Genomic DNA, 22991 nt, shown 5'->3' with positions numbered 1-22991 from the left:
GCCAGGGGAGAGGCGTGACTTTCGCCGCTGCGGTCATGGTCGCCCTGGTGGCCAGCCCGGCGGCCGGCGCTGTGACGCCCCCGGAAGTGGACGCCGCCGTGGCACCCCCGCCGGGAACCGCGGGACCACTGCGCACCATGACCCAGCGCAGCGCGTGCTCGGTGACCGGGACGATCCCCGGCACCGATCCCGCCGCGGTGAGCCCCAACCAGCTGTCGCTGGACCTCGACGACGCGTGGCGGCACAGCCGCGGTGACGGCCAGACCGTGGCCGTGATCGACACCGGTGTGCAGCCAGGACCCCGGCTGCCCAATGTCGCTGCCGGCGGCGATTTCGTCGGCGCCACAGACGGACTGACCGACTGCGACGGACACGGAACCATGGTTGCCGGACTGATCGCCGGCCAGCCCGGTGACGACGGCTTCTCGGGGGTCGCCCCGGGTGCCCGGTTGCTGTCCATCCGGCAGACCTCGGGCAAGTACGCGCCGAACCAGCCCGGTGAGGATCCGGCGATCGCCGAGGCCAACAACGATATCGCGACGCTGGCGCGTGCGGTGGTGCGCGCCGCCGACCTGGGCGCCCAGGTCATCAACATCTCGTCGGTGGCCTGCGTGCCCGCGACCACCACCATCGACCAAAGCGAGCTCGGTGCCGCATTGCGTTACGCCGCAGTCGAAAAGGATGTCGTCATCATCGCCGCCGCCGGTAACACCGGCGGCGGTATCGCCGGCGGAACGGCCTGTGCAGCCAACCCGCTGACCGACCCGAACCGTCCCGATGACCCGCGCAACTGGGCCGGCGTCACCTCGGTCTCGACGCCGTCGTGGTGGCAGCCCTATGTGCTGTCGGTCGGTGCGCTCGGCTCGGCGGGCGCACCCGCGGCGTTCAGCATGTCCGGCCCGTGGGTGGGCCTGGCCGCGCCGGGGGAGAACATCACCTCGATCAGCAACGGCCCCGACGGGGCGCTGGCCAACGGCCAGCCCGACGAGAAGGGCGAGCTGACACCGGTTTCGGGCACCAGTTATGCGGCCGCCTATGTGTCCGGCGTGGCAGCCCTGGTGCGCAGCAGGTTTCCCGAGCTCTCGGCCACCCAGGTGGTGCGCCGGTTGACCATGACCGCCCGCGGTGCCGACCGCTCGCCGTCATCGCTGGTGGGCGCGGGAACCGTCGACCCGGTTGCCGCCCTCACCTGGGATGTGCCGGGTCCCGGCAGTCCACCACGGACGACCAGAGATGTTGCGGCTCCGCCCGATCCGGTGGCGCCCGATCACACCGGGCGCAATATCGCCTTCATCGGTGCGGGTCTGCTGGCATTGATCGCCACCGTGACGGCCGTGACCGCAACTCAACGACGGAAGGACACCGCCGCATGACGGTCCGACTCGCACTCGCGCTGCTGTTCATCGTGGCCGCAGTGCTGGCCTACCCCTACCGCGATGCCACCCAGCAGTGGGTCCTGGGCGTCTCTGTCGTCGTGGTGATTGCTCTCTTCTCCTGGTGGCGTGGGGAATTCGCGACGACCAAACTCGTCCGTCGGTGGGCGATCTGGCGAGGCAACCGCGGCGGTGCGCGCCGTCCGGCCCGTGTGACCGCCGCGACCGTGGTGCTGGGCATCGAGGATCCACTGGATGACGAACTGCCGGTCGGGCTGATCGCCGGCTATGCCGATCGCTACGGATTGCGGCTGGACAAGGTGCGCATCACCAGCCGGGAGGCCGGCGGGCAGGTCCAGCATTGGATCAGCCTGACCCTGGACGCCGAGGAGAACCTACCCGCGCTACAGGCACGTTCGGCGCAGATCCCCGTCGCACAGACCACCGAGACCGTGGCCCGCCGCCTGGCAGACCATCTGCGGGAGGGCGGTTGGACGGTCACCGCGGTGCAGCACGCCCCGCGACCGGTGTCGGATTCGGCCAAGGAGACCTGGCGGGCCGTGACCGACGAGTCCGGTTTCCTGACCGCCTACCGGATTCCGGTCGATGCGTTGGCCGCCACGCTGGACCTGGTGCGAGCGGCTCCTTGCGAGGAACGCTGGACGGCAGTCGAATTCGCCCCCGAGTCGGTGACCGCGGTGGCTGCGCTGCGCTCGGCGGAGCGTCCGACCGGAGCGCCCCCCATCGCGGCGCTCGCTCCGCTCGGCGGACTCCAGCGGTCGACACTTGACGCACTCGATCCGTTCTCGGCGGATCGGTTGCCCGGACACCGTCCCGCCGGGACATTCGCCGATCAGGTGCGCTGGCCCTCGACGGTGTGACTCGGGAGGGTCAGAACATGTACGGCCGCAGGAATCGGGTCATCCGACGCAGATAATCCGGCTGGCTGACGTGCAGCACGTGGTTGCCGGGGAACCAGTGGAATTTGCACCGGTCCCAGTGTCGCCAGAGCAGTTCAGCCTGCTGCGGCGGCGCCAGCTTGTCACCGAGTCCGGCGATGATCAGCCGGCGCTCCTTGGGCACCAGTGGTGCGTAGTTCAGCGGTGAATGGAACATCGTCGCGGCATCCGATCGCGACTTGTCCACGTTGCTTAGTCGATTACCAAGGCGCACAAGCATATTCGCCGGAAACCAGTCGTCGAATGCGGCTTCGGGGGTGACGACCGGGACATTCGGGATGACCGCCTGGATGCGGTCGTCGACCGAGGCGATCAGTGCCGAGGTGTACCCGCCCAGCGACATGCCGGTCAGCGCGATTCGGTCGACCCCGGTGTACTCCAGATAGTCGATGACCGAACGGAAGTCGTGCACCGCCTGGGCCATCGCCTCGGCGAAACCGGGCATGCCGTCGGCGAAGTAGCCGTATCCGCTGTATGGCGAATCGGCTTCGGCGCGCATCCCGTGGAAGGGCAACGTGTAGAGCAGTACGTCGTAGCCGGAGCGGAAGAACCACGGCAACGAGAAGAACAGGCCGTTGAACAGGTACGCCGACCCCATGAAGCCGTGGATCAGGCACAGGGTGGGCCGGGGACCGTCGCCGTGCACCCAGTGCTGCGCGTGCACGACGTTGTTGCGTACATATCCCGCGCGCCGGTCGCGAAGTGCCGGGTTGATCGCGCGGAAGCTGCTGTTGAAGCGGATGTTGTAGACCGAGCCGTGGGCGACCGACGATGCCAACAGGTTCGCCGGCCGTGAGGACACCCGAGGTGGTTCGGTCGGCGCAGGGAACGACAGCGTCGGATCATGCTCGGCCGCCAGATCGATGTAGAACTGCAGCGCGGCGTCCTCGTCGCGCACCGAACCGGGACGCAGCGCCGCACCGGCCAGCTTCGGCAACATCGCCGCCCCGACGATAGAGGCCACCGTTGTCCGCAGCGCCAGGTCGGCGACCGCCGAAGCGTCCACCACCAGCCGCTGCTGGCGGGTCAGATCCACCCGCCGAGGCAGTCCACGGGCGGTTGCATCTGCGCCCGGGATATCGGGGACGGGGATCGGCGGATCGACCGGTTGCGCTTGGGGCACGGCTGCCTCTCTCGGGCTTTCGCGGGCCAACTGATGGTAGCCCGGTCGAACCGACGGTATCGGTCAGTCAGGATCGGGGGTGCCGAAGACCGCCGCGGCGTTGTGGTGGAACACCCCGCGCAGCCAGGCGTCGTCGACGCCGGGCAGATCACCGACGGCGCGCATCGCCTCGGCATAGGTGTAGGGGATGTTCGGGAAATCGCTGCCCCAGAGTATGCGGTGGCCCAGATCGCGTAACCGGGCATACTCGGTCGCCGGAAACGGCATGGTGCGTTCCATGAAGGGCGTGAACGCCATGGTGGTGTCCAGGTACACGCCATCATGTGCTGCCGCGATGTCCAGGAAGTCGCTGTATTCGGGCCCGCCCATGTGCGCCACGATGAGGCGCAACCGCGGATGCCGGGCCAGAACCGCGCGGATCGGGTCCGGGCCGGTGTGGGTGCCGGGAGTGGGTCCCGAGCCACAGTGGGTGACCACGGGCGTACCGCTGTCGGCCAGCACTCCCCAGACATCGTCGAGTAGGGCATCGGTGGGGTCGTACCCGCCGACCTGGACGTGGGCCTTGAATACCCGCGCACCGTGTTCGATCGCGGCGGCCACATACCGAGCGGCGCCGGGCTCGGGAAAGAAGGTCGCGGTGGACAGACAGTCCGGGGTGTCGGCGGCAAAACGCGCCGCCCACTGGTTCAACCACTCGGCCATGGCCGGCTTGTGCGGATAGACCAGCGAGGTGAAGGCCAGCACGCCGAAGGATCGCAGCGTGGCCAGACGGTCCCGCTCGTCCGCACGGTAGGTGATGGGCCAGGGCCGTCCGGTCAGCGGGCCGGCACTGTCGAAGTACTGCCAGACCTTGTCCATGACGTTCTTCGGCATGAAGTGGGTGTGCACGTCGATGACGCCGGGCAGGCCCAGTCCCTCGACGATCCGGCGCACCTCGGTTGTGTCGTCCATCGCCGGTCATCCTGTCAAAGGCGCCGACCGGGCAGACTCGGGGTATGTGGAATCCCGATACCTATCTGGCGTTCGCCGATCACCGCGGCCGCCCATTCTTCGACCTGGTGAACCGCGTGGCCGCCGACGCACCGCGTCGGGTGGTCGACCTCGGGTGCGGGCCGGGAAACCTGACCGAGACGCTGAGTCGGCGCTGGCCGGCGGCATCGGTGTCGGGTGTGGACTCGTCACCGGAAATGGTGGCCGCCGCCGGTGAACGCGGACTCGATGTCCGATTGGGCAGCATCGCCGACTGGTCACCCGAACCCGAGACCGATGTCGTCATCTCCAACGCCGCCTTGCAGTGGGTGCCCGAGCATCGGGAACTGCTGGTGAGCTGGGTGCAGCAGTTGGCGCCCGGGTCTTGGATCGCCTTCCAGGTTCCCGGCAACTTCTCCGCGCCGTCGCATGAGGCGGTGCGCGAGGTGGCACGCGATGCGGCATTCGCCGAGGCGTTGGGTGACATGCCGTTCCGCGATGCCGACGTGGTGGGTACCCCGGCCGACTATGCCGGCCTGCTGACCGACGCCGGGTGCGCGGTGGATGCCTGGGAGACCACCTACCTACACGAGTTACGTGGGCAGACACCGGTGTTGGACTGGATCACCGGTACCGCGCTGACACAGGTGCGCGAACGGCTGTCCGCGCAGGATTGGCAGCGCTACCGGGAGGCCATCATTCCGCTGCTGGCGAAGGCGTATCCGGCCCGCGCGGACGGTGTCACGTACTTCCCGTTCCGTCGGATCTTCGTGGTGGCCCAGCTGCGGTGATGTATGGAGTCTCAGCCGTGACGACCGCGGGTGAGACTCCACAAATCGCGATCAGTCGAGCAGTGCGATGACCTTGGCGACCAGGTCGTCGATATCGGCACCGGTGGTGTCGACCACCAGATCCGCGTTCTCCGGGGGCTCGTAGGGTGCGTCGATCCCGGTGAGCCCCTTCAGTTCACCCGCCCGGGCCCTGGCATAGAGCCCCTTGGGGTCGCGGCGCTCGCACTCGGCGACCGGGGTCGCGACGTGCACCTCCAGGAACGGCAGCTTGGCCGCATCGTTCAGCGTGCGGGCCAGTTCGCGGTCGGACCGCAGCGGTGAGACCAGGGAGGCCAGCGCCACCACACCGGCGTCGGCGAGCAACCGCGTCAGGTGCCCGACCCGGCGGATGTTCTCGGCCCGATCACCGGCCGAGAAGCCCAGATCGTCGGACAGACCGTGGCGCAGATTGTCACCGTCGAGCAGGTAGGCCACCCGCCCCGATTCGACCAGCGCACGTTCGACGGCGACGGCCAGTGTCGACTTGCCCGAGGCGGGCAGTCCGGTGAACCAGATGGTGGCACCGCGCTGACCGGTTCTGCCCCAGCGGTATTCGCGGTCCAGCGAGGACGGGTGCCACTTGATATCGGAGCGGTTGTGTCCGCTGGGCTTGACCTCGCGAGGCTCTGCGATGATGCCTGCACCGACGGTGTCATTGGACACCTCGTCGATGAGGATGAAGGCACCGCTGTCCCGGTTGTCGGCATAGGCATCGGCCACCACCACCGAGCTGGTACGCAGCGTGATCGAGCCGATGTCGTTGAGGGCCAGCTCCACCGGGCCGTCCACCTCGTCGAGTGTCTCGGGGTCGAGCTTGGTGTGCAGTTCCTGCACGGTCGCCCGCACGGTGCGGGTGCCCTGCTTGAGCGCCAGTCGGTCGCCGGCGCGCAGCGGCTCGTCGAGGAACCAGCACACCGTGGCATCCAGCTCACGTGCCAGTACCGGCAGCGACGCATTCTCGGCGGCGCTGACGAACACGTCACCGCGGCCGACGTCGATATCGTCGGCCAGCTCGATCGAGACCGACAGCGGCGCAACGGCCGTCGTACGGTCCTCATCGAGGGTGTCCAGCACCGTGACCGTCGAGCGGGTGCCTGCCGGCAGGCTCACGACCGGATCGCCGACCTTCAGGGTGCCCGCCGACAACCGCCCGGTGTACCGGCGGCGCTGTTGCGCGGTGGGTCGCGATACCCACTGCACCGGTAACCGCAGACTGGCCGGATCGGGCTGCGGCGCGGCCAACTCCACCGTCTCCAGATACTCCAGCAGGGTGGGCCCGGTGAACCACGGTGTGTTGACCGAACGGTGCACGACGTTGTCGCCGAGCTTGGCCGCGATGGGGATGACCGACAGGTCGGCACCACCGAGCCGATCGGCCACCTGCTGTAGTTCGCGCTCCACCTCGGCGAATCGGCCCTCGTCGAAGTCGACCAGATCGATCTTGTTGACCGCGGCGACAAAATGCTTGATGCCCAACAGCTTTGCGATCCGGGCGTGCCTGCGGGTCTGCCGCAGCACACCGGCGCGGGCGTCGACCAGCAGGATGGCCACGTGGGCGTTCGAGGCGCCGGTGAACATGTTGCGGGTGTAGCGCTCGTGGCCGGGAGTATCGGCCAGGATGTAGCTGCGGGTGTCGGTCGAGAAGAACCGGTAGGCGACATCGATGGTGATGCCCTGCTCGCGCTCGGCGCGCAGACCGTCGGACAGCGCGGCCAGATCGGCCACCCCCTCGGCGTCGGTCACGGCTTCGAGGTGATCGAGCGGTAGGCTGTCCGTGTCATGCAGCAGCCGGCCGATCAAGGTGCTCTTGCCGTCATCGACCGATCCGGCGGTGGTGATGCGCAGTAGCTGACGGGTCGTCATGTCAGAAGTACCCTTCCCGCTTACGGTCTTCCATTGCCGCGACCGAGGTCCGGTCGTCGGCGCGGGTCTCGCCCCGCTCGGACACGGTGGCCGCCGAGATCTCGGCGATCACGCGGTCGATGGTGGTGGCCTGTGACCGGACCGCACCGGTGATGGTCAGGTCGCCGACGGTGCGGTAGCGCACCCACTCCACCGCCGCGGACTCCCCGTCGACGGGCTTGGCGTATTCCGATACCGCCAGCAGGATGCCGTCTCGCTCGAACACCTCACGTTCGTGGGCGAAGTAGATCGACGGCAGCTCAAGGTTTTCCAGCTCGATATAGCGCCAGATGTCGATCTCGGTCCAGTTCGACAGTGGGAACACCCGTACCTGCTCGCCCTTGCGGATGCGCCCGTTGTACAACGACCACGGCTCGGGCCGTTGCGCTCGTGGATCCCACTGCCCGAACTCGTCGCGGAAGCTCAGGATGCGCTCCTTGGCGCGGGCCCGTTCCTCATCGCGGCGTGCGCCGCCGAATGCGGCATCGAACCCGCCGGCCTCCAGGGCATCGAGCAGCGTGCGGGTCTGCTGCCGGTTGCGTGAGGCACCGGGCCCCGGATCGGCGACGCGGCCGCTGTCGATGGTCTCCTGCACCGACGCCACGAGCAGCTTGTGTCCGGCTCCGGTCGTACGCCGGTCGCGGAACTCGATGACCTCCTCGAAATTGTGCCCGGTATCCACATGCAGTACCGGGAACGGCAAGGGCAGCGGACGAAAAGCTTTCTCCGCCAACCGCAAGAGCACGATCGAGTCCTTGCCCGCGGAGAACAGCAGCACCGGGCGCTGCAACTCGGCAGCCACCTCGCGGATGATGTGCACGGCCTCGGCCTCCAACAACCGCAGCTCGTCGACGCGCTCGATGGCGCCCTCGGCAGAAGTCATGTCGGCAACCCTTCCCGGTGTGCGTCGGCGCGATATCGGTCCACCCACTCGTCCGAACGTTGGTCGGCCTGACGTTCCAGCACCGGCTCGGGGGCCAGCCGCGGATCGAGTCCCAGCCGTTGCAGGACATCGCCGACGACGGTGGTGAGGTTGCGCCAGAGGTAGGGATAGGACACATCGAGGGGTTCGATGCCCTCCTCTGCGAACCAGTTCCGCCAGCCCTCCTCCTGCGCGCGCAGCATGGTGATCACATGTGCGATGGCCCCGGCGTGGTACTCGGCACGGGCGTCGCGCACCGGATCGGGGCGTCCGCGCCAGACCCGGGTCTGCACCGCCCGCCAGAACGAGACGGCCTGGGACACCACATCCGGGCGGTAGACGTGTACCAGCACCGGATCACTGCCGGCCACATCGCGGATGGCCGACAGCAGGCCGGTCCCGGATCGATCGGGCAGTCCGGCCGCACGGTCGAGCAGCAAAGGCGTCTGATTCCACATCAGCTTGCCACCCCAGATCCCGTTGGGGGTCCGGCCGACGGTCTGGATGTAGTCACGCCAGATCGCCGGCGGCGCAAGGTCGGGCTTGCCCTCGTCGAGGGGATCGAGCAGGCGCAGGATCGACTCGTCCTCGACTCCGGCGAACCACTGCCGCGGCTGCGGTGATTGGCTGGTGGTCGGCAGGTATTGGAAGAACTCCTGCGGTTCACCGGCGACGCCCGTCGCGCGCAGCGATTCGACGAGCAGAGTGCTTCCGCTGCGCTGCGACGCGAGGACGAGATACGCCTTCGAGTGGGCCATGGGCGAGACTCTAATGGCAATTGTTCCGCCTCGTAGACCTGGTATTCAGGTCACCGCGAGTTTAACTATTGCCCTGATTTGGAGGTGTCTTCGATGCCTCGTTCGGTCGCTTTTGCCGACCTGCTCAGAGCGGGCCATTCCAGAATGGTCTTGTATGTCTGGGTGTAGCGCTCCGAGATCCGCGTGCCGGCGAATTCGGACGGGATGACGTCGTTGGTCTGCTGTCGCCAATCGTTGAGCCGCAGCGCCAAGTCGCGTGCCACGGCTTCGATTTCCGCTGGAAGAGGGCCATCGAAGAGATTGTGTGACTCGCTGGGATCGACGCGCAGGTCGTAGAGCTCGCGCACCGGCCGGGGACCGCTCACCTGCGGTCCGACGGCGGCGCCGGGTGCACTGTCGGCGATATCCCACGGCAGATCCAGAAGTGGTCGGGAGGCGTAATTCTCGATATAGGAGAATTCCTTCGTCCGAATTGCGCGAATCGGATCGAAAGAATCGTGATAAGTCTTTGTCGAATACACCTCATTACGCGGTGATTCCCCGGTCCCGGCGAACGCCTCGGCATGCGAGATGCCGTCCACCTCATCGGGCACCTCGAGGCCAAGCAGGTCCAGCAGCGTGGGCACCAGATCGACACCGCTGAACAGTTCGTCGTACACCCGGGCAGGCACCGCGGACCCGATCGGTGGCCGCACGATCATGGCGATGCCGGTACCTGCCTCGTACAGCGTCGATTTGGCCCGGGGCAGGGCAGGACCGTGATCGGTCATGAACACCACCCAGGTGCTGCGGTCCAGACCGGTCTCGGCCAGCGTGTCCAGCAGTTCGCCGACGGCGGCGTCGGCGACGGTGATGGACCCGTAGAAGTCCGCGAGATCCTGGCGGACGGCCGGGGTGTCGGGCAGATAGTCGGGCAGGTCGACGGCAGCAGGGTCGGCCGGTGTGTAGCGGTCGTGTGGGTAGGGCCGGTGCGTCTCGAAGAAGCCGGCGGTCAGCAGGAAGGGTTCGGCCGGCGGGCGCCGCAGCCATCCGGTGGCCTGCTCGACGACGTATTCGCAGTAGGAATTGGAGACGTCGAACTCGTCGAAACCCAGCCGCGAGGGATACGACGTCTCGTGCTGCATACCGAACAACGCGGTGTGCCAACCAGACCGGGACAGGATGGCGGGCAGGGTCTGGACCCCGGCGCGGTACTCCCAGCCGTGGTGGGCCAGGCCGACCAGTCCGTTGGTCTGCGGATAGCGGCCGGTGAACAGGGAGCCACGCGAAGGCGAGCACAGTGGCGCGGTGGCGTGGGCGTGGGTGAGCAGGATGGACTCGGCGGCAAACCCGTCCAGCCGCGGGCTGTGTACGTCGGGGTGGCCGTACACCCCGAGATAACGGCCGAGATCATGCCAGTGCACGATCAACACGTTCTCGCGTCGCGCCTCGGTCACGCGCCACCTCCTGTTCGTCCCTTCGCAATATTCCACAGTGACGGTCCCGCGTGCAGAGCGGTTTTCGCGCAGGCCGACCGCCGCACTGTCGAAGGAGGGGCGAATATGCTAGTGGCTCCGCTATTTCCAGGCGAAGACCGGTTGCTCGAGCTGGTCTACCGCATCGGCGCGGCCTTCCAGGCCCAACCACCGAAACTGCAGCAGGACTGCGCCGGTCGGGGCGTGGATCAGGTCGTGGCCCAACGGAATCTGCACCACCGGCCGAGGGCTCTCAGGGATGGTGACGAATCGCGGGGAGTCGGGACGCTGGAGCTGGTGCAGGCCCACCCGGTAGACGGCGACGACCTCGTCGGGGGAGGGAGCGAGGTCCAGTCGGCCGCCACCCCACAGCACCACCGGGGTGATGACGTATCCGGATCGGGTCGGGTAGTCGTCGAGCAGTCCGAGAACCGCATCGCTGCCGAGCTCGACGCCGACCTCCTCGTGCAGTTCGCGCAGTGCCGCGTCGATCACCGATTCGCCGGGGTCGAGCCTACCGCCGGGTAGCGCCCATTGTGCGGCATGCGAATTGAGCCGCGACGCCCGTCGGCACAGCAGAAACGATGCCCCGCCGGACACATCGATCATGCGGCCGTCCAGGCTGTCCGGCATCGGCCGGCCCGCGATCCAGTCCTCGACGGGTGCCGGGTCGACGCGGTCCTCGCCGACGCGGGAGTCGACCAGGGTCACGGCAACGGCGGCGTGCCGCTTGGTCGGGTCGGTGACGGTACGACGGGTATGGGCTGCGAGGTTGGCGCGGACCCGGTCGCGCAGCGCGGTGTCGTAGGGAACGGTCATGGCGCGACCCTACGGGTGGTAGGGCACCCCGACGGCACGGAAGACGAACTCCGGCGGCACGTCGTAGGCCAGCGACCGGCGCGGCAGTTGCGCCAGCAGGTCCTCGGGCAGCGGTTCCTTGTAGTGCAGCGACAGCGTCCCCGAACAGCGCGGGTCGACCGCGGCGATGTCGACATCGAGCACCAGACCGGCGACCGAGAGATCGGCCGTGACGGTGCCGGATTGGACGGCGTCCCAGCGCTGGTCGATGGTGCGGCCGGCCAGCTTCGGCATGGTCGACAGGGTGGCCAGCACCCGCGCTTCGGTGATCACCAGGGAACCGGTGAAACTGGAGACGCTGCCTGCGGATCGTTTGCCGGGAACCTGGCCCGAGAACCGGCGGGTCACCGCGACGTACTCGGCGAGGTGGAGAATTCCTTCTGCCTCGACCTCGGCGCGCAGCTCACCGGGAAGTTTGCCGATCCTCAGCCACTTACGCAGAAGTACCGCCATGCAGCGAACCCTACGCCAACCGCCGAGATCGGGTCGTCGGTCACTTACCCTCGATGAGGTGACCAGTTCTCAGCACCGCCTGGCGGCCACTTCTCGACACCGCATGGCGGTCACGGCCGCGGCGATCGTGTTCCTGGTGTCGCTCGGCGGTGTCCTGGGCCACTGGGCCTGGATGACGGATGCGGACTGGACGGTGCTGGACCCGCTGTACCGGTATGGATCGGCCCATCCGGTGTGGGTGGACGGCTGGAATCTGCTCTGCAATGTGCTGCATCCGGCCGTGTTCCGGGTGCTCGCGCTGGTCTGGATCGGGTATGCGCTGCTGCGCGGCCAGTACCACGTCGCCCTCTTCCTCACCCTCACCGTCGAGGCGTCCGCTCTGCTGGTGCTGGTGCTGAAATTGGTGATCGACAGGCCGCGCCCGAGCACCGCGCTCGTCGGCGAGATGTCCTCGTCGTTCCCGTCGGGGCACGCACTGGGTGTCGCTGCCGCGGTGACCGCGCTGCTCATGGCCGGCTGGCATCAGCTGCGGCGTTGGCGGACAACGGTTGTGGTGATCGGTGTGTTGAGCGTGGTCGCGGTCGGCGTCGGCCGGGTGGTGCTCAACGTGCACCACCCCTCCGATGTGTTGGCGGGCTGGGCGCTGGGATACCTGTGGGCGTTGGCGTGGCTGCCGGTGCTCAGACGTTCCGAGGCAGCGGACGAAACACTGGCAGCGAGCGATAGCGATTCTTGAAGGTCGCCTCCTGGCAGACGATCTCGACCTCGCCGTCGTGGGCGATCCGGGTGGGCCCGTCGACTGCGGTGAAGCTGAACTCGGGCACACGCAGTTCGTGATAGAGCGGACTGTGCACCAGGCGGCCGGTCGCCAGCGCGGCAAGGATGCGCGGGGTGGCGAACCTGGGACCGGTCTCCAGGATGCGGACATCGATCAGTCCGTCGTCCATCCGGACCCGGCGCGACGGGGCGAAGCCGGAGGGGGAGTACAGCGAATTGCCAAGGAAGAACAATGATGTCTGCACGGTCTTGTCGTCGTAGCGGATGCGCACGCTGGCATCGCTGCGCAGGGTGCGGAACAGCGCGTACACGCCGGCCACGGGCTTACCGACCCGTTTCTCCAGTTTTTCGCGGATTCGGACGAATTTCGGGTAGGCGCCGATGCTGGCGGTGTTGACGACCGTGTCGGTGTCGTTGAAGGCGATGGTGTCGACGAAGGCGGCCGACCCGGTGCGTAGCGCCTCGACGGTGGCCGCGACCGTATCGCACCCGATGTCCTTGGCGAAGTGGTTGAACGTGCCACCGGGGAAGACCGCCAGCGGTACCCCGGCCTGCAATGCGATGCCGGCCGCGCAGGACACCGTCCCGTCACCGCCACCCACGGCAAGCACCTCGGCCCGATCGGCGGCCTCGTGGAGCTTCTCGGCGATGTCCTCGTCGTCGCCGACCTCGACGATCTCGGCCTTGGGCAGCGACTGTCGGACCTCGTCGAGAATGCGCGCTCCGGTGCCGCTTCCCGAGTTCGGGTTCACGACAAGGATGACGCCCTCGCCGTCGGGCCGGGCCTCGGTCTGGTAATGGCGGGGATGCCCCGCGGTGATCGGCGGTTCCACGATCGTCGGCACGACGGCCGCACCGGCCAGCGCCACGGCGGTCCCGATACCGAAACCGGCAAGCACGTCACCGGGATAGTGCGCACCGGTGGCGACCCGGGACAGTCCGACCAGGCCGGCCAGCACTCCCAGCCCGACACCGAGTGACCGGTTTTCCAGTCCGACCCCGACGGCGAAGGCCGCCGCGCTGGCGGAATGGCCGGAGGGCAACGAGTTGGAGGTCGGCATCCGGCGTGAGCGACGAAGCAGCGGCACCATCGAGTGGTCGGGCCTGGGCCGTTTCCAGATGCGCTTGGCGCCCTGGTTGGTGAGCAGGCTGGTGACCGCCAGCGTCAGCACCCCTCGCGCGGCCCCGCGTCGCATCGACGGTGATCCGGTCGCCGTCAGCGCCGCGGCGATGGCGAACCAGAGCTTGGAATGATCGGCCGCCGAGGTCAGCCGCGGCATGACCTTGTCCAGAAAGGGACTGTCGGACTCGGCGACGGCGTCGAAGATGCGGCGGTCGAGCGTTCCGAGTCCCATGGCCTTCAACCTATCCAACCGGATCGTGTCTGAAACTTGACTTGACCCGCTTGTGCGCCGCACCGACGATTGACCGATGCGTCGACTGCTCGCCATGGCGTGTGCGCTCTGGCTGGCGTGCGCCGTCGCACCCGTAGCCCGTGCCGCCGAGACGCCCTGGTTCGTCGACTCGGTCGGCTCGGCCACTCAGGTGATCTCAGTGGTCGGCGTGGGTCCCACCACCGCGAAGATGGATGTCTGGGAGCGGACCGCGGCAGGCTGGGAACCGATCGGCGTCGGCATCCCCGCCGATATCGGATCGGCCGGGATGGCCGAGGACTTCAGCGAGGGCTCGATGAAGACGCCGATGGGTATCTTCTCGCTGGACTTCACCTTCGGAACCGAGCCCAACCCCGGCGGTGGGTTGCCGCACGTGCAGGTGGGCCCCGATCACTGGTGGGACGGCGATGAGGACAGCCCCACCTACAACACCATGCAGGTGTGCAAGCGCGACGAGTGCCCGTTCGGCATCGAGGGCACCGCCACCGAGAATCTGCAGATACCGCAATACGCCCATGCCGTGGTGATGGGCGTCAACAAGGCCAGGGTGCCCGGCGCGGGCAGTGCCTTCTTCCTGCACACCACCGGAGGTGGGCCGACCGCGGGCTGCATCGCCATCGACGACGACATGATGGTGAAGATCATGCGCTGGCTGCGGCCCGGTGCGCTGATCGCGGTGTCCAAGTAACTGGGGTCCAAGTAACTCAGGTCTCAGATGTTGAGTGCGCGACCGGGTTTCAGGTTGAAGTTCAGGCCCTCCAGCGACATCGTGGCGTCATAGGTGCGGTCGTAGGAGGTCGCACTGATCTTCCAGCCGTCGTCGGTGCGTCGGTAGCGGTCGTGGTAGAACGCGGCACCGATGAGCATGAAGTTGAAGTCCGGTGCGATGACGCGGTCCTGCAGGTACCAGGTGGCCGATGCCTCGTCGGGACCGTCGAAGGTGATCTCGGGGTGGTCGACGCGGTGTTCGGTGTAGATCGTCGGACCCAGGGAAGTGCGCATGAAGTCCACCAGGGCGTCGCGGTCGGTGAAGTGCAGCTCGTTGCCCAGCGACGGCCCGTAGTCACCTCTGACGTCCTCGACCAGCGTCTGGGCGAAATCGTCCCAGTGCTTGGAGTCCAGGGCGCGCAGGTAGCGGTACTTGACCTGCTTGATGTCGTGCATATCGCGTGCAATGTCTGCCATGCCCGACATCACAACACAGCCTCCGGTCGATGTCTGGAACTCCGGCCAGACCGGCGGTGTCCGGCCTGCCGCCGACAGGGCCGCCGGTTAGGGTGGGCCCAATGAGCGACCCGTTGGGGTTGTCGATCGGCACGACCAATCTGGTTGCTGCCCGGGTCGGCGACCAACCAGTGACACGGCGCGCGGTGCTGACCCTTCCCACCGACGGCGCGCCGGAGATAGGCGTGCCGTCCGGGCGTCCCGGCCAGGTGCTCTCCGGTTTCGTTGAACGGGTGGGCGATCCGGTGCCACTGGTGGCCGCCGACGGATCGTCCTACCTCGCCGACGATCTCCTGGTGGAGGCCCTCGAAGCGCTGGTCGGCCCGACCGGGTCCGGGCAGACGGTGATTGCGGTACCTGCGCACTGGACTCCGGCCACCATGCGGGTTCTGCGTGCGACATTGCGCGCCAACCCGGTGCTTTCACCTGGGGGCGCTCCGCCACGGCTGGTGTCCGATGCCGTCACGTCGTTGACCGCACTGAACGCCAACCCGGGCCTGAACGCACGCGGGGCGGTGATTTTGATCGACCTCGGCGGTGGTGGCACCAGCATCACACTGGCCGACGCCGACGCCGGATTCGAACCGATCGACGAGACGGTGCGGGTGGCCGACTTCTCCGGTGACCTCATCGACCAGGCGTTGTTGGGTCGTGTGCTCGCCGGTGTCAACGACGCGGATCCGGCCGCAACGGCCGCTGTCGGGCAGCTCGGGGTGCTGCGTGAGCAGTGCAGGCAGGCCAAGGAACGGTTGTCGGGGGCGACCGCCACCGAGGTGCCCGTGGACCTTCCCGGTGTCCGCTCGGTGGTCCGGGTGACCAGGGCCGAATTGGAGTCGCTGCTGGTCGAGCCCTTCGCCCTGGTGCTCTCAGAACTGGACAACCTGTTGCAGCGCAACAGAATCGGGTGGTCCGATGTCTCGGTGATCGCCACCGTCGGTGGCGGGGCCAGTATCCCGCTGGTCACCCAGAAACTGTCCGAGCACACCAGGACACCGGTGGTGAACACGCCGCAACCTGCACTCGATGCCGCACTCGGGGCGGTGCTGCGGGCGGCGTATGGCACCGATACCGGCGCACAGACCGGGATGGCTCCGGCGGTGGGCGCCGACGCGCCGACCAGTCTGGCTCCGGCCGCGGCGATCACCCATGACCCGTCCGGATCGTCGACATTCCGTGCGCTGGCCTGGTCCGAGGACGGCGATGCCGGTAACGAGCCGGTGCCCTACACCGGCCCCGAGGACTATCCGAGTGTCAATCCCTATCTGGCCGACCCTTACCTCGTCGACGAGGCCACCCATGTGGTGTCGCAGCAGGACCCGTCGGTGTACGCCGACGAGCCGCGGGGGTTGCCGCGGGTACCCATGGCGGTCTTCGCTGCGGTGGGTCTCATCTCCCTCGTCGCGCTCGGTGGGGTGGCCATCGCCTTGACCGGAACCTCGGAGAGCCCGGCGCCCACCCCGTCCACAGCCCCGGTGACCGGTGTGTTGACACCGCCACCGGCCGAACCCGCCGCACCGGTCGAGCCGCCGCCCGTCACCGTGACCCAGGCGCCCGCGCCGGAGCCGGTGGCGCCGCGTCCCGAACCGGTCGCGCCGGTGGTCCCCTCGACGATCGTCACCACGACGCCGCCGACCACGACGACCACCACGCCGACGACGACCACCACGCCGACGACGACCACCACCACGACCACGACCACCACGACGACGACCACCACGACTACGACGACAACGCCGCCGACCACCACGACGACCGTCACCACCACGACTCCTCCGGTGACGACGACGACTGCTCCGCCGGTCACCACCACGCCCGCGGTGACCACCACCCAACCGGCGATGACCACCACATATCTGGAGATCCCTTTGCTGCCGCCGATACCGATCCAGGTGCCCAACCAGGGAGTTCCGGCGGGGCCGTGACCGCCGGGTGGGCCCTCACCTGCACCGATGGTTTTTGCGAAGAGTTGAGCCGCCGCGACACGCCGGGTTATAGTCCCGGAGTCAAAGTCACGAATGTGTAACGGGAAGCAAACGCCACGGTCTCGGTGATTGCTGAACCAATTCGTTAGGTGCGGTGAATGGCGCGATATGGAACGGCGAGCGGCCGCTATCGGTCGTCAGCGGCTCTTGCCGCGATCTTGGCCCCGGCAGCCATCGTGTTCTCGGTCGGCTCCGAGGCCCGCCCCCAGGCGCCCCAGGAGCCCGTGACGGTCGTCAGCGCCGCCGCACCCGTCGTGCCCGGTGTGGAGATCGTCGCCGCGCCCGCCGACTTCGCCTGGAATTCGTCGACGGTCTCGGCCGCAGCGCCCGCGGCGCCGACCGCTCAGCTGGTCGCCGCATCCCGGTGGCGTCCCGACAACCGCCCGCTGCTGCTGCCTCCCGGGGTAGCCCCCGAACACGGACTGCAGGTCAAGACCATCCTGGCTGCTCGGGCAATCAGCGTTGTCTTCCCCGAGATCCGCAGCATCGGCGGTGTGCGCCCCGACGCACTGCGCTGGCACCCCAACGGACTGGCCCTGGACGTGATGATCCCGAATCCGGGCAGCGCGCAGGGGATCGCACTCGGCAATCAGATCGTGGCCTACGTGATGAAGAACGCCGCCCGCTTCGGCATGCAGGACGCCATCTGGCGCGGCACCTACTACACCCCGACCGGTGCATCCGGGTCGGGCGGTTACGGCCACTACGACCACGTGCACGTCACCACGACCGGCGGCGGTTACCCGACCGGCGACGAGGTCTACTACCGCTAGTCCGGTCAGTTGGCGGGCGGGTAGGGCAGATTGCTGCTGGTCTGCGGATCCACCTGGACCGGTCGCCCGACATAGGGAAACGCCCGCTGCGGGCACGCCGCCCGGTCACAGATCCGGCAGCCGGCGCCGATCGGCACGGTGGCCTCGGCGTCGGCGAGATCGATACCCACCGAATAGACCAGCTTGTCGGCATGGGCCAGATCGCATCCCAACCCGATCGCGAAACTCTTCGGGGTTCCCAGGTACCGGCCGGGTGGGGACACCGATGTCTTCGCCAGCCAGAAGTAGCTGCGGCCGTCGGGCATCTGCGCCACCTGGGTGAGGAACTCCCCGGGCCTGGAGAAGGCATGGTGAACCACCCACAGTGGGCAGTTGCCGCCGACCCGGGAGAAGTGGAAGGCGGTGGCGGACTGCCGTTTGGAGATGTTGCCCGCACTATCGGTGCGGACGAAGATGAACGGGACCCCGCGAGCGTCGGGACGCTGCAGAGTCGACAACCGGTGACAGACGGTCTCGAAACCGACATCGAAATTGCGTGCGAGCTGGTCGATGTCATAGCGCAACGACTCGGCAGCCGACAAGAAGATCCGATAGGGCAATAGCAGGGCGCCTGCGAAGTAGTTCGCCAACCCGATGCGCGCGACATCGCGCGCCTCGGCGCTGAGCTGGTCGTCGGTGGCCACGATCGACGAGATCAGATCCGAGTGCAGTTGCAGCGCCAACTGGGTGGCCAACTGGAAGGCGCGCTGTCCCGGGAGCAGCCAACGTGCCAGTAGTAGTGTCCGGGTGTCCGGTTCGAAGCGTCGTTTGACGTTGGGCCCGAGGCGATCTCCGTTGTCGACGACGACCGATATGGCGAACTCGTCGAACAGCAGCTCGGCCAGTTGACCGTCCATGCCGCCGATGCGCAGACTGCGCCGGACGAAGAGATCCTCGGCCGCACGGTCGAGCACGTCGATGTAATTGCGTCGGTCGTAGAAGAAGTCGCGAACCTCCTCGAAGGGCATCGGCTGTTGGGTACCGCCGTGAAGCTCGGAATTGGCGCGGGCGTGCACGGTTTCGAGTTCGGCCACCGCATCGTGCAGTCGCCGGTGCAGGTTGACCACGGTCTGCCCGATCTCGGGCATGCGTGCGACCAACTCCTCGATCTGGGTCGTCGTCGAGGACCCGTCGGCCAGGATCTCGCGGAGGTCGGATACCAGCCGAGCATCGGAATCGGGCGCGAAGTAGTGCGTCGGGAGATCGAAGCGATCCGAGAGCGCGAGCAGTACGGGGACGGTGATGGGGCGCTGGTCGTTCTCCAGCTGATTCACATAACTCGTGGACAGGCCCAGGGCGCGCGCCAGCGCGACCTGAGTCAGGCCCTTCTCGTCCCTGAGCCGCCGTAGCCGGGCTCCCGCGAATGTCTTCGCCACCGCGGCAAACCTTAGCGCACCCGTCTTACACAACATTCGCAAAGTGCGTCAACAATGGACGCAAAATTACGCATTTACAGGTGCTTTCGCATGTCGTCGGCGTTTGCGTAGCGTGCGGATCATGCAGAAACACGACGTCCGTACCCGACGCAGCGCCGAGAATTTCCCTCGCACCGAGCACCTCGCGTGGAAGATCGCCGAGGTCGCCGCCGACCCGGTCGCGGTCGAGGCGGCCACCGAGGAAATGGTGATCAACCGCATCATCGACAACGCGTCGGTCTCGGCGGCCTCGGTGACCCGCCGCCCGGTGACGGTGGCCCGTGCACAGGCGCTGGCGCATCCCACGCGCCAGGGTGCCGCCGTTTTCGGTGTCGAAGGCAGCTACTCGGCCGAGTGGGCCGCCTACGCCAACGGCGTGGCGGTGCGCGAACTCGACTTCCACGACACGTTCCTGGCCGCCGAATACTCCCATCCCGGTGACAACATCCCAGCGCTGGTCGCCGTCGGCCAACAGCTCGGGGTGCGCGGTGCCGACCTGATCCGCGGATTGGCCACCGCCTACGAGATCCAGGTCGATCTGGTCAAGGGCATCTGTCTGCACGAGAACAAGATCGACCATGTCGCGCACCTCGGTCCGTCGGCCGCCGCCGGCCTGGGCACGATGCTGCGCCTGGACACCGAGACCATCTACAACGCCATCGGGCAGGCGCTGCATCTGACCACCGCGACCCGCCAGTCACGCAAGGGCCTCATCTCCAGCTGGAAGGCGTACGCCCCGGCCTGGGCCGGCAAGGTGGCCATCGAGGCCGTGGACCGCGCGATGCGCGGTGAGGGGTCCCCGGCTCCCATCTGGGAGGGTGAGGACGGCGTCATCGCCTGGATGCTGGGTGGGCCCGAGCGCACCTACACCGTGCCGCTGCCGGAGCCGGGTGAGCCGAAACGGGCCATCCTGGACACCTACACCAAGGAGCACTCGGCCGAGTACCAGAGCCAAGCGCCCATCGACCTGGCTCGCCGGATGCGCGAGCGGGTCGGCGATCTGGATCAGATCGCGTCGATCGTGCTGCACACCAGCAACCACACGCACGTGGTGATCGGTACAGGCTCCAACGATCCGCAGAAGTTCGATCCGGACGCGTCTCGGGAGACGCTGGACCACTCGGTCATGTACATCTTCGCCGTCGCGCTGCAGGACGGTACCTGGCACCACGAGCACTCCTACGCGCCGGAGCGCGCGCACCGTCCCGACACCATCGAGCTGTGGCGCAAGATCTCCACGGTCGAGGATCCGGAGTGGACGCGTCGCTACCACAGCACCGACTCGGCCGATAAGGCCTTCGGCGCCAAGGCCGTGATCACCCTCAAGAGTGGGGAGACCATCGTCGACGAGCTCGCCGTTGCCGATGCGCATCCGCTGGGCGCCCGCCCCTTCGCTCGGGAACAGTACGTGCACAAGTTCGGCGTGCTGGCGGAGGGGGTGGTGGAACCGGAAGAGCAGCAACGGTTTTTGCAGGTCGTCGACGGTGCTGCCGGCATCAAGTCAGGTGGTCTGAGTGCGCTGAACATCCGGGTCGACCAACGGGTGTTGGACAAGGCCCCGACGATTCCCTCGGGCGTCTTCCGATGAGCCTGATGGGTGCGTCGACCTCGGCCGGAGAGAAACGAGCGCGCTTCCGCACCGCACTGAAATCCGGTCGGCTACAGCGGTTTCCGGGTGCGTTCTCTCCGCTGGTCGCGAAGCTGGTCGCCGAGATCGGTTTCGACGGTGTCTACGTGTCCGGTGCGGTGCTGTCGGCTGACCTCGGGCTACCCGATATCGGCCTCACGACACTGACCGAGGTGACCAGTCGGGGTGCGCAGATCGCTGCGGCGACGGACCTGCCGACCCTGATCGACGCCGACACCGGGTTCGGTGAGCCCATGAGCGCCGCGCGCACGGTCACCCTCCTCGAGGACGCCGGCCTGGCCGGCCTGCACCTCGAAGACCAGGTGAACCCCAAGCGTTGCGGTCACCTCGACGGCAAGGCCGTGGTCAAAACGTCCGAGATGGTCAAGCGGCTGCGGGCGGCGGTCGCTGCGCGGCGCGATCCCAACTTTGTGATCTGTGCCCGCACCGACGCCGCCGGCATCGAAGGAATCGGTGCCGCGATCGATCGGGCCAAGGCCTACGCCGATGCCGGGGCCGATCTGATCTTCACCGAGGCGTTGCACAATCCGGCCGACTTCGAGCACTTCCGGGACGCCGTCGACACGCCGCTACTGGCGAACATGACCGAGTTCGGCAAGTCCGAACTGTTGACCGCCGGCCAGCTCGCCGATATCGGCTACAACGTCGTCATCTATCCGGTCACCACGCTGCGGTTGGCCATGCATGCCGTCGAAACCGGTCTGCGTGAGATCAATTCGGCGGGAACCCAATCCGGACTGCTGGATCAGATGCAACACCGCAGCCGGCTCTACGAACTGTTGCACTACGCCGAGTACAACGAATTCGATTCCGACATCTACAACTTCGCACTGCAAGGGGTGGCACCATGAGCGCTGTCGAAGACAGTCCGCGCATCTGCAAGGGCCTGGCCGGCGTCGTCGTGGACACGACGGCGATCTCCAAGGTTGTCCCGGAGACCAATTCGCTGACCTATCGCGGTTACGCGGTACAGGATCTGGCTGCCATGTGTTCCTTCGAAGAGGTCGCCTACCTGCTGTGGCACGGCGAGCTGCCCGGAGACCAAGAGCTGGCTCTGTTCACTCAGCGTGAGCGTGCTGCCCGACGGATGGACCGCGGTATGCAGTCCTTGCTCTCCAAGCTGCCCGACACCTGCCACCCGATGGACGTCGTGCGGACATTGATCAGCTACATGGGCGCCCAGGACCCCGATGAGGATGACAGCAGTCCGAGGGCCAACTACGACAAGTCGCTCCGCATGCTGGCCGTGCTGCCGACGATCGTGGCCGCGGACATGCGCAGGCGTCGCGGTCTCGACCCGATCGCCCCGCACAGTCACATGAGCTATGCACAGAATTTCTTGCACATGTGCTTCGGGGATGTCCCGGAGAAGGTCATCGTGGACGCCTTCGAAGCATCGATGGTGCTCTACGCCGAACACAGCTTCAATGCTTCCACGTTCGCGAGCAGGGTTGTCACCTCCACGCAGTCCGACATCTACAGCGCGGTGACCGCGGCCATCGGTGCGCTGAAGGGTCCGCTGCACGGCGGCGCCAATGAGGCCGTGATGCACGACATGCTGGAGATCGGTTCTGCCGACAAGGCATCGGAATGGTTGCACGGCAAACTGTCCCGCAAGGACAAGGTGATGGGCTTCGGCCATCGGGTCTACAAGAACGGTGACTCACGCGTACCGACCATGAAGGAGTCGCTGATCCGGGTCGCCGCCGTCCGGGACGGGCAGAAATGGTTGGACATCTACAACGTGCTGGAGGCCGATATGGCCGCCGCCACCGGTATCAAGCCCAATCTGGATTTCCCGACCGGGCCGGCGTACCACCTTATGGGTTTCGACATCGGTTGCTTCACAACGATCTTCGTGATGAGTCGGATCACCGGGTGGACGGCCCACATCATGGAGCAAACCGCTTCAAACGCTCTCATCCGGCCGTTGAGTGAGTACGTCGGGACCGCCCAGCGACCGCTGGAACGTCGCCGGTGATATCGAAACTCTTGGTGGCCAATCGCGGCGAGATCGCCATCCGCGCGTTCCGCGCGGCGTTCGAACTCGGTGCAACGACCGTTGCGGTGTACCCGTTCGAGGATCGCAATTCGTTGCATCGCCTGAAGGCTGATGAGTCGTATCAGATCGGGGATGA

The 22991-nt window shown here is 67.1% G+C and carries 22 protein-coding genes; 11 read left to right on the top strand and 11 right to left on the bottom strand.

The window, feature by feature from the left end; genetic code table 11:
- Positions 1-35: 35 nt before the first annotated feature.
- Positions 36-1373, top strand: a complete 1338-nt coding sequence (gene mycP / locus G154_RS13380; protein WP_045546673.1) for a type VII secretion-associated serine protease mycosin — start codon at positions 36-38, stop codon at positions 1371-1373.
- Positions 1370-2254: a type VII secretion protein EccE gene (gene eccE / locus G154_RS13375; RefSeq protein ID WP_019511456.1), complete on the top strand. Its 885-nt coding sequence runs from the start codon at positions 1370-1372 to the stop codon at positions 2252-2254. The genes mycP and eccE overlap by 4 nt, the downstream gene beginning before the upstream one ends.
- 10 nt (positions 2255-2264) lie before the next feature.
- Here eccE and G154_RS26440 read toward each other — a convergent pair whose 3' ends face one another.
- Complete coding sequence (locus tag G154_RS26440; RefSeq protein WP_023985188.1) at positions 2265-3455, bottom strand: S9 family peptidase; 1191 nt, start codon at positions 3453-3455, stop codon at positions 2265-2267.
- Positions 3456-3518: 63 nt separating this feature from the next.
- On the bottom strand, positions 3519-4406 hold the full coding sequence (locus G154_RS13365) for an amidohydrolase family protein (RefSeq protein ID WP_019514158.1): 888 nt from the start codon (positions 4404-4406) through the stop codon (positions 3519-3521).
- A 44-nt stretch (positions 4407-4450) separates the two neighbouring features.
- Here G154_RS13365 and G154_RS13360 point away from each other — a divergent pair, with 44 nt between their 5' ends.
- On the top strand, positions 4451-5215 hold the full coding sequence (locus tag G154_RS13360; RefSeq protein ID WP_019514157.1) for a trans-aconitate 2-methyltransferase: 765 nt from the start codon (positions 4451-4453) through the stop codon (positions 5213-5215).
- A 51-nt stretch (positions 5216-5266) separates the two neighbouring features.
- On the opposite strand, the gene cysC is transcribed toward G154_RS13360, so the two are convergent.
- The 6 genes from cysC to G154_RS13330 all read right to left on the bottom strand — a co-directional run bounded on the left by cysC (position 5267) and on the right by G154_RS13330 (position 11601).
- Positions 5267-7117 carry an adenylyl-sulfate kinase gene (gene cysC, locus G154_RS13355; RefSeq protein WP_019514156.1) on the bottom strand — a complete coding sequence of 617 codons (1851 nt, stop codon included), beginning with the start codon at positions 7115-7117 and terminating at the stop codon, positions 5267-5269.
- A 1-nt stretch (position 7118) separates the two neighbouring features.
- Entirely contained in the window at positions 7119-8039 is a 921-nt protein-coding gene (cysD, locus tag G154_RS13350) for a sulfate adenylyltransferase subunit CysD (protein ID WP_019514155.1), read from the bottom strand.
- Positions 8036-8836 carry a Stf0 family sulfotransferase gene (locus G154_RS13345; RefSeq protein ID WP_019514154.1) on the bottom strand — a complete coding sequence of 267 codons (801 nt, stop codon included), beginning with the start codon at positions 8834-8836 and terminating at the stop codon, positions 8036-8038. The genes cysD and G154_RS13345 overlap by 4 nt, the downstream gene beginning before the upstream one ends.
- A gap of 65 nt (positions 8837-8901) precedes the next feature.
- Complete coding sequence (locus tag G154_RS13340) at positions 8902-10272, bottom strand: sulfatase (protein WP_019514153.1); 1371 nt, start codon at positions 10270-10272, stop codon at positions 8902-8904.
- 120 nt (positions 10273-10392) lie between these two features.
- The gene (locus G154_RS13335; protein WP_019514152.1) at positions 10393-11109 is read right to left on the bottom strand and encodes a CoA pyrophosphatase; all 717 of its coding nucleotides are present in this window, start codon (positions 11107-11109) and stop codon (positions 10393-10395) included.
- Between the two features lie 9 nt (positions 11110-11118).
- Positions 11119-11601, bottom strand: a complete 483-nt coding sequence (locus G154_RS13330) for a hypothetical protein (protein WP_019514151.1) — start codon at positions 11599-11601, stop codon at positions 11119-11121.
- A gap of 58 nt (positions 11602-11659) precedes the next feature.
- Between G154_RS13330 and G154_RS13325 the strand changes: the two genes are divergently transcribed.
- Positions 11660-12337, top strand: a complete 678-nt coding sequence (locus tag G154_RS13325) for a phosphatase PAP2 family protein (RefSeq protein ID WP_234713171.1) — start codon at positions 11660-11662, stop codon at positions 12335-12337.
- On the opposite strand, the gene G154_RS13320 is transcribed toward G154_RS13325, so the two are convergent.
- Positions 12282-13733, bottom strand: coding sequence for a bifunctional phosphatase PAP2/diacylglycerol kinase family protein (locus tag G154_RS13320; protein ID WP_019514149.1), 1452 nt, complete (start codon positions 13731-13733; stop codon positions 12282-12284). The genes G154_RS13325 and G154_RS13320 overlap by 56 nt on opposite strands.
- 76 nt (positions 13734-13809) lie before the next feature.
- Here G154_RS13320 and G154_RS13315 point away from each other — a divergent pair, with 76 nt between their 5' ends.
- Positions 13810-14460 carry a L,D-transpeptidase gene (locus G154_RS13315; protein ID WP_019514148.1) on the top strand — a complete coding sequence of 217 codons (651 nt, stop codon included), beginning with the start codon at positions 13810-13812 and terminating at the stop codon, positions 14458-14460.
- 23 nt (positions 14461-14483) lie between these two features.
- Here the strand turns inward: G154_RS13315 and G154_RS13310 are convergent, their stop codons facing one another.
- Positions 14484-14966: a nuclear transport factor 2 family protein gene (locus G154_RS13310; protein ID WP_019514147.1), complete on the bottom strand. Its 483-nt coding sequence runs from the start codon at positions 14964-14966 to the stop codon at positions 14484-14486.
- 92 nt (positions 14967-15058) lie between these two features.
- On the opposite strand from G154_RS13310, the gene G154_RS13305 reads away from it, so the two are divergent.
- On the top strand, positions 15059-16918 hold the full coding sequence (locus tag G154_RS13305) for an Hsp70 family protein (protein ID WP_019514146.1): 1860 nt from the start codon (positions 15059-15061) through the stop codon (positions 16916-16918).
- Between the two features lie 158 nt (positions 16919-17076).
- Entirely contained in the window at positions 17077-17751 is a 675-nt protein-coding gene (locus G154_RS13300; RefSeq protein ID WP_023985190.1) for a hypothetical protein, read from the top strand.
- Positions 17752-17756: 5 nt separating this feature from the next.
- Here the strand turns inward: G154_RS13300 and G154_RS13295 are convergent, their stop codons facing one another.
- Positions 17757-19202: a short-chain fatty acyl-CoA regulator family protein gene (locus G154_RS13295; RefSeq protein ID WP_051154385.1), complete on the bottom strand. Its 1446-nt coding sequence runs from the start codon at positions 19200-19202 to the stop codon at positions 17757-17759.
- An 85-nt stretch (positions 19203-19287) separates the two neighbouring features.
- Here G154_RS13295 and prpD point away from each other — a divergent pair, with 85 nt between their 5' ends.
- The 4 genes from prpD to G154_RS27390 all read left to right on the top strand — a co-directional run.
- Positions 19288-20793: a 2-methylcitrate dehydratase PrpD gene (prpD, locus tag G154_RS13290; RefSeq protein ID WP_023985191.1), complete on the top strand. Its 1506-nt coding sequence runs from the start codon at positions 19288-19290 to the stop codon at positions 20791-20793.
- Entirely contained in the window at positions 20790-21704 is a 915-nt protein-coding gene (gene prpB, locus G154_RS13285) for a methylisocitrate lyase (RefSeq protein WP_019514142.1), read from the top strand. Before prpD ends, prpB begins: the two co-directional genes overlap by 4 nt.
- Positions 21701-22834: a bifunctional 2-methylcitrate synthase/citrate synthase gene (locus G154_RS13280; protein ID WP_019514141.1), complete on the top strand. Its 1134-nt coding sequence runs from the start codon at positions 21701-21703 to the stop codon at positions 22832-22834. Before prpB ends, G154_RS13280 begins: the two co-directional genes overlap by 4 nt.
- Positions 22831-22991, top strand: a 161-nt coding sequence (locus G154_RS27390; RefSeq protein WP_353647189.1) for a biotin carboxylase N-terminal domain-containing protein, incomplete at its 3' end; no start/stop codon positions are given. The genes G154_RS13280 and G154_RS27390, both read left to right, overlap by 4 nt.

It is taken from the genome of Mycobacterium sp. VKM Ac-1816D (assembly GCF_000416385.1).
GTDB lineage: Bacteria > Actinomycetota > Actinomycetes > Mycobacteriales > Mycobacteriaceae > Mycobacterium > Mycobacterium neoaurum_A.
Note: the sequence above shows the minus strand (reverse complement) of the source record. Positions and strands in the feature narration are given on the sequence as shown.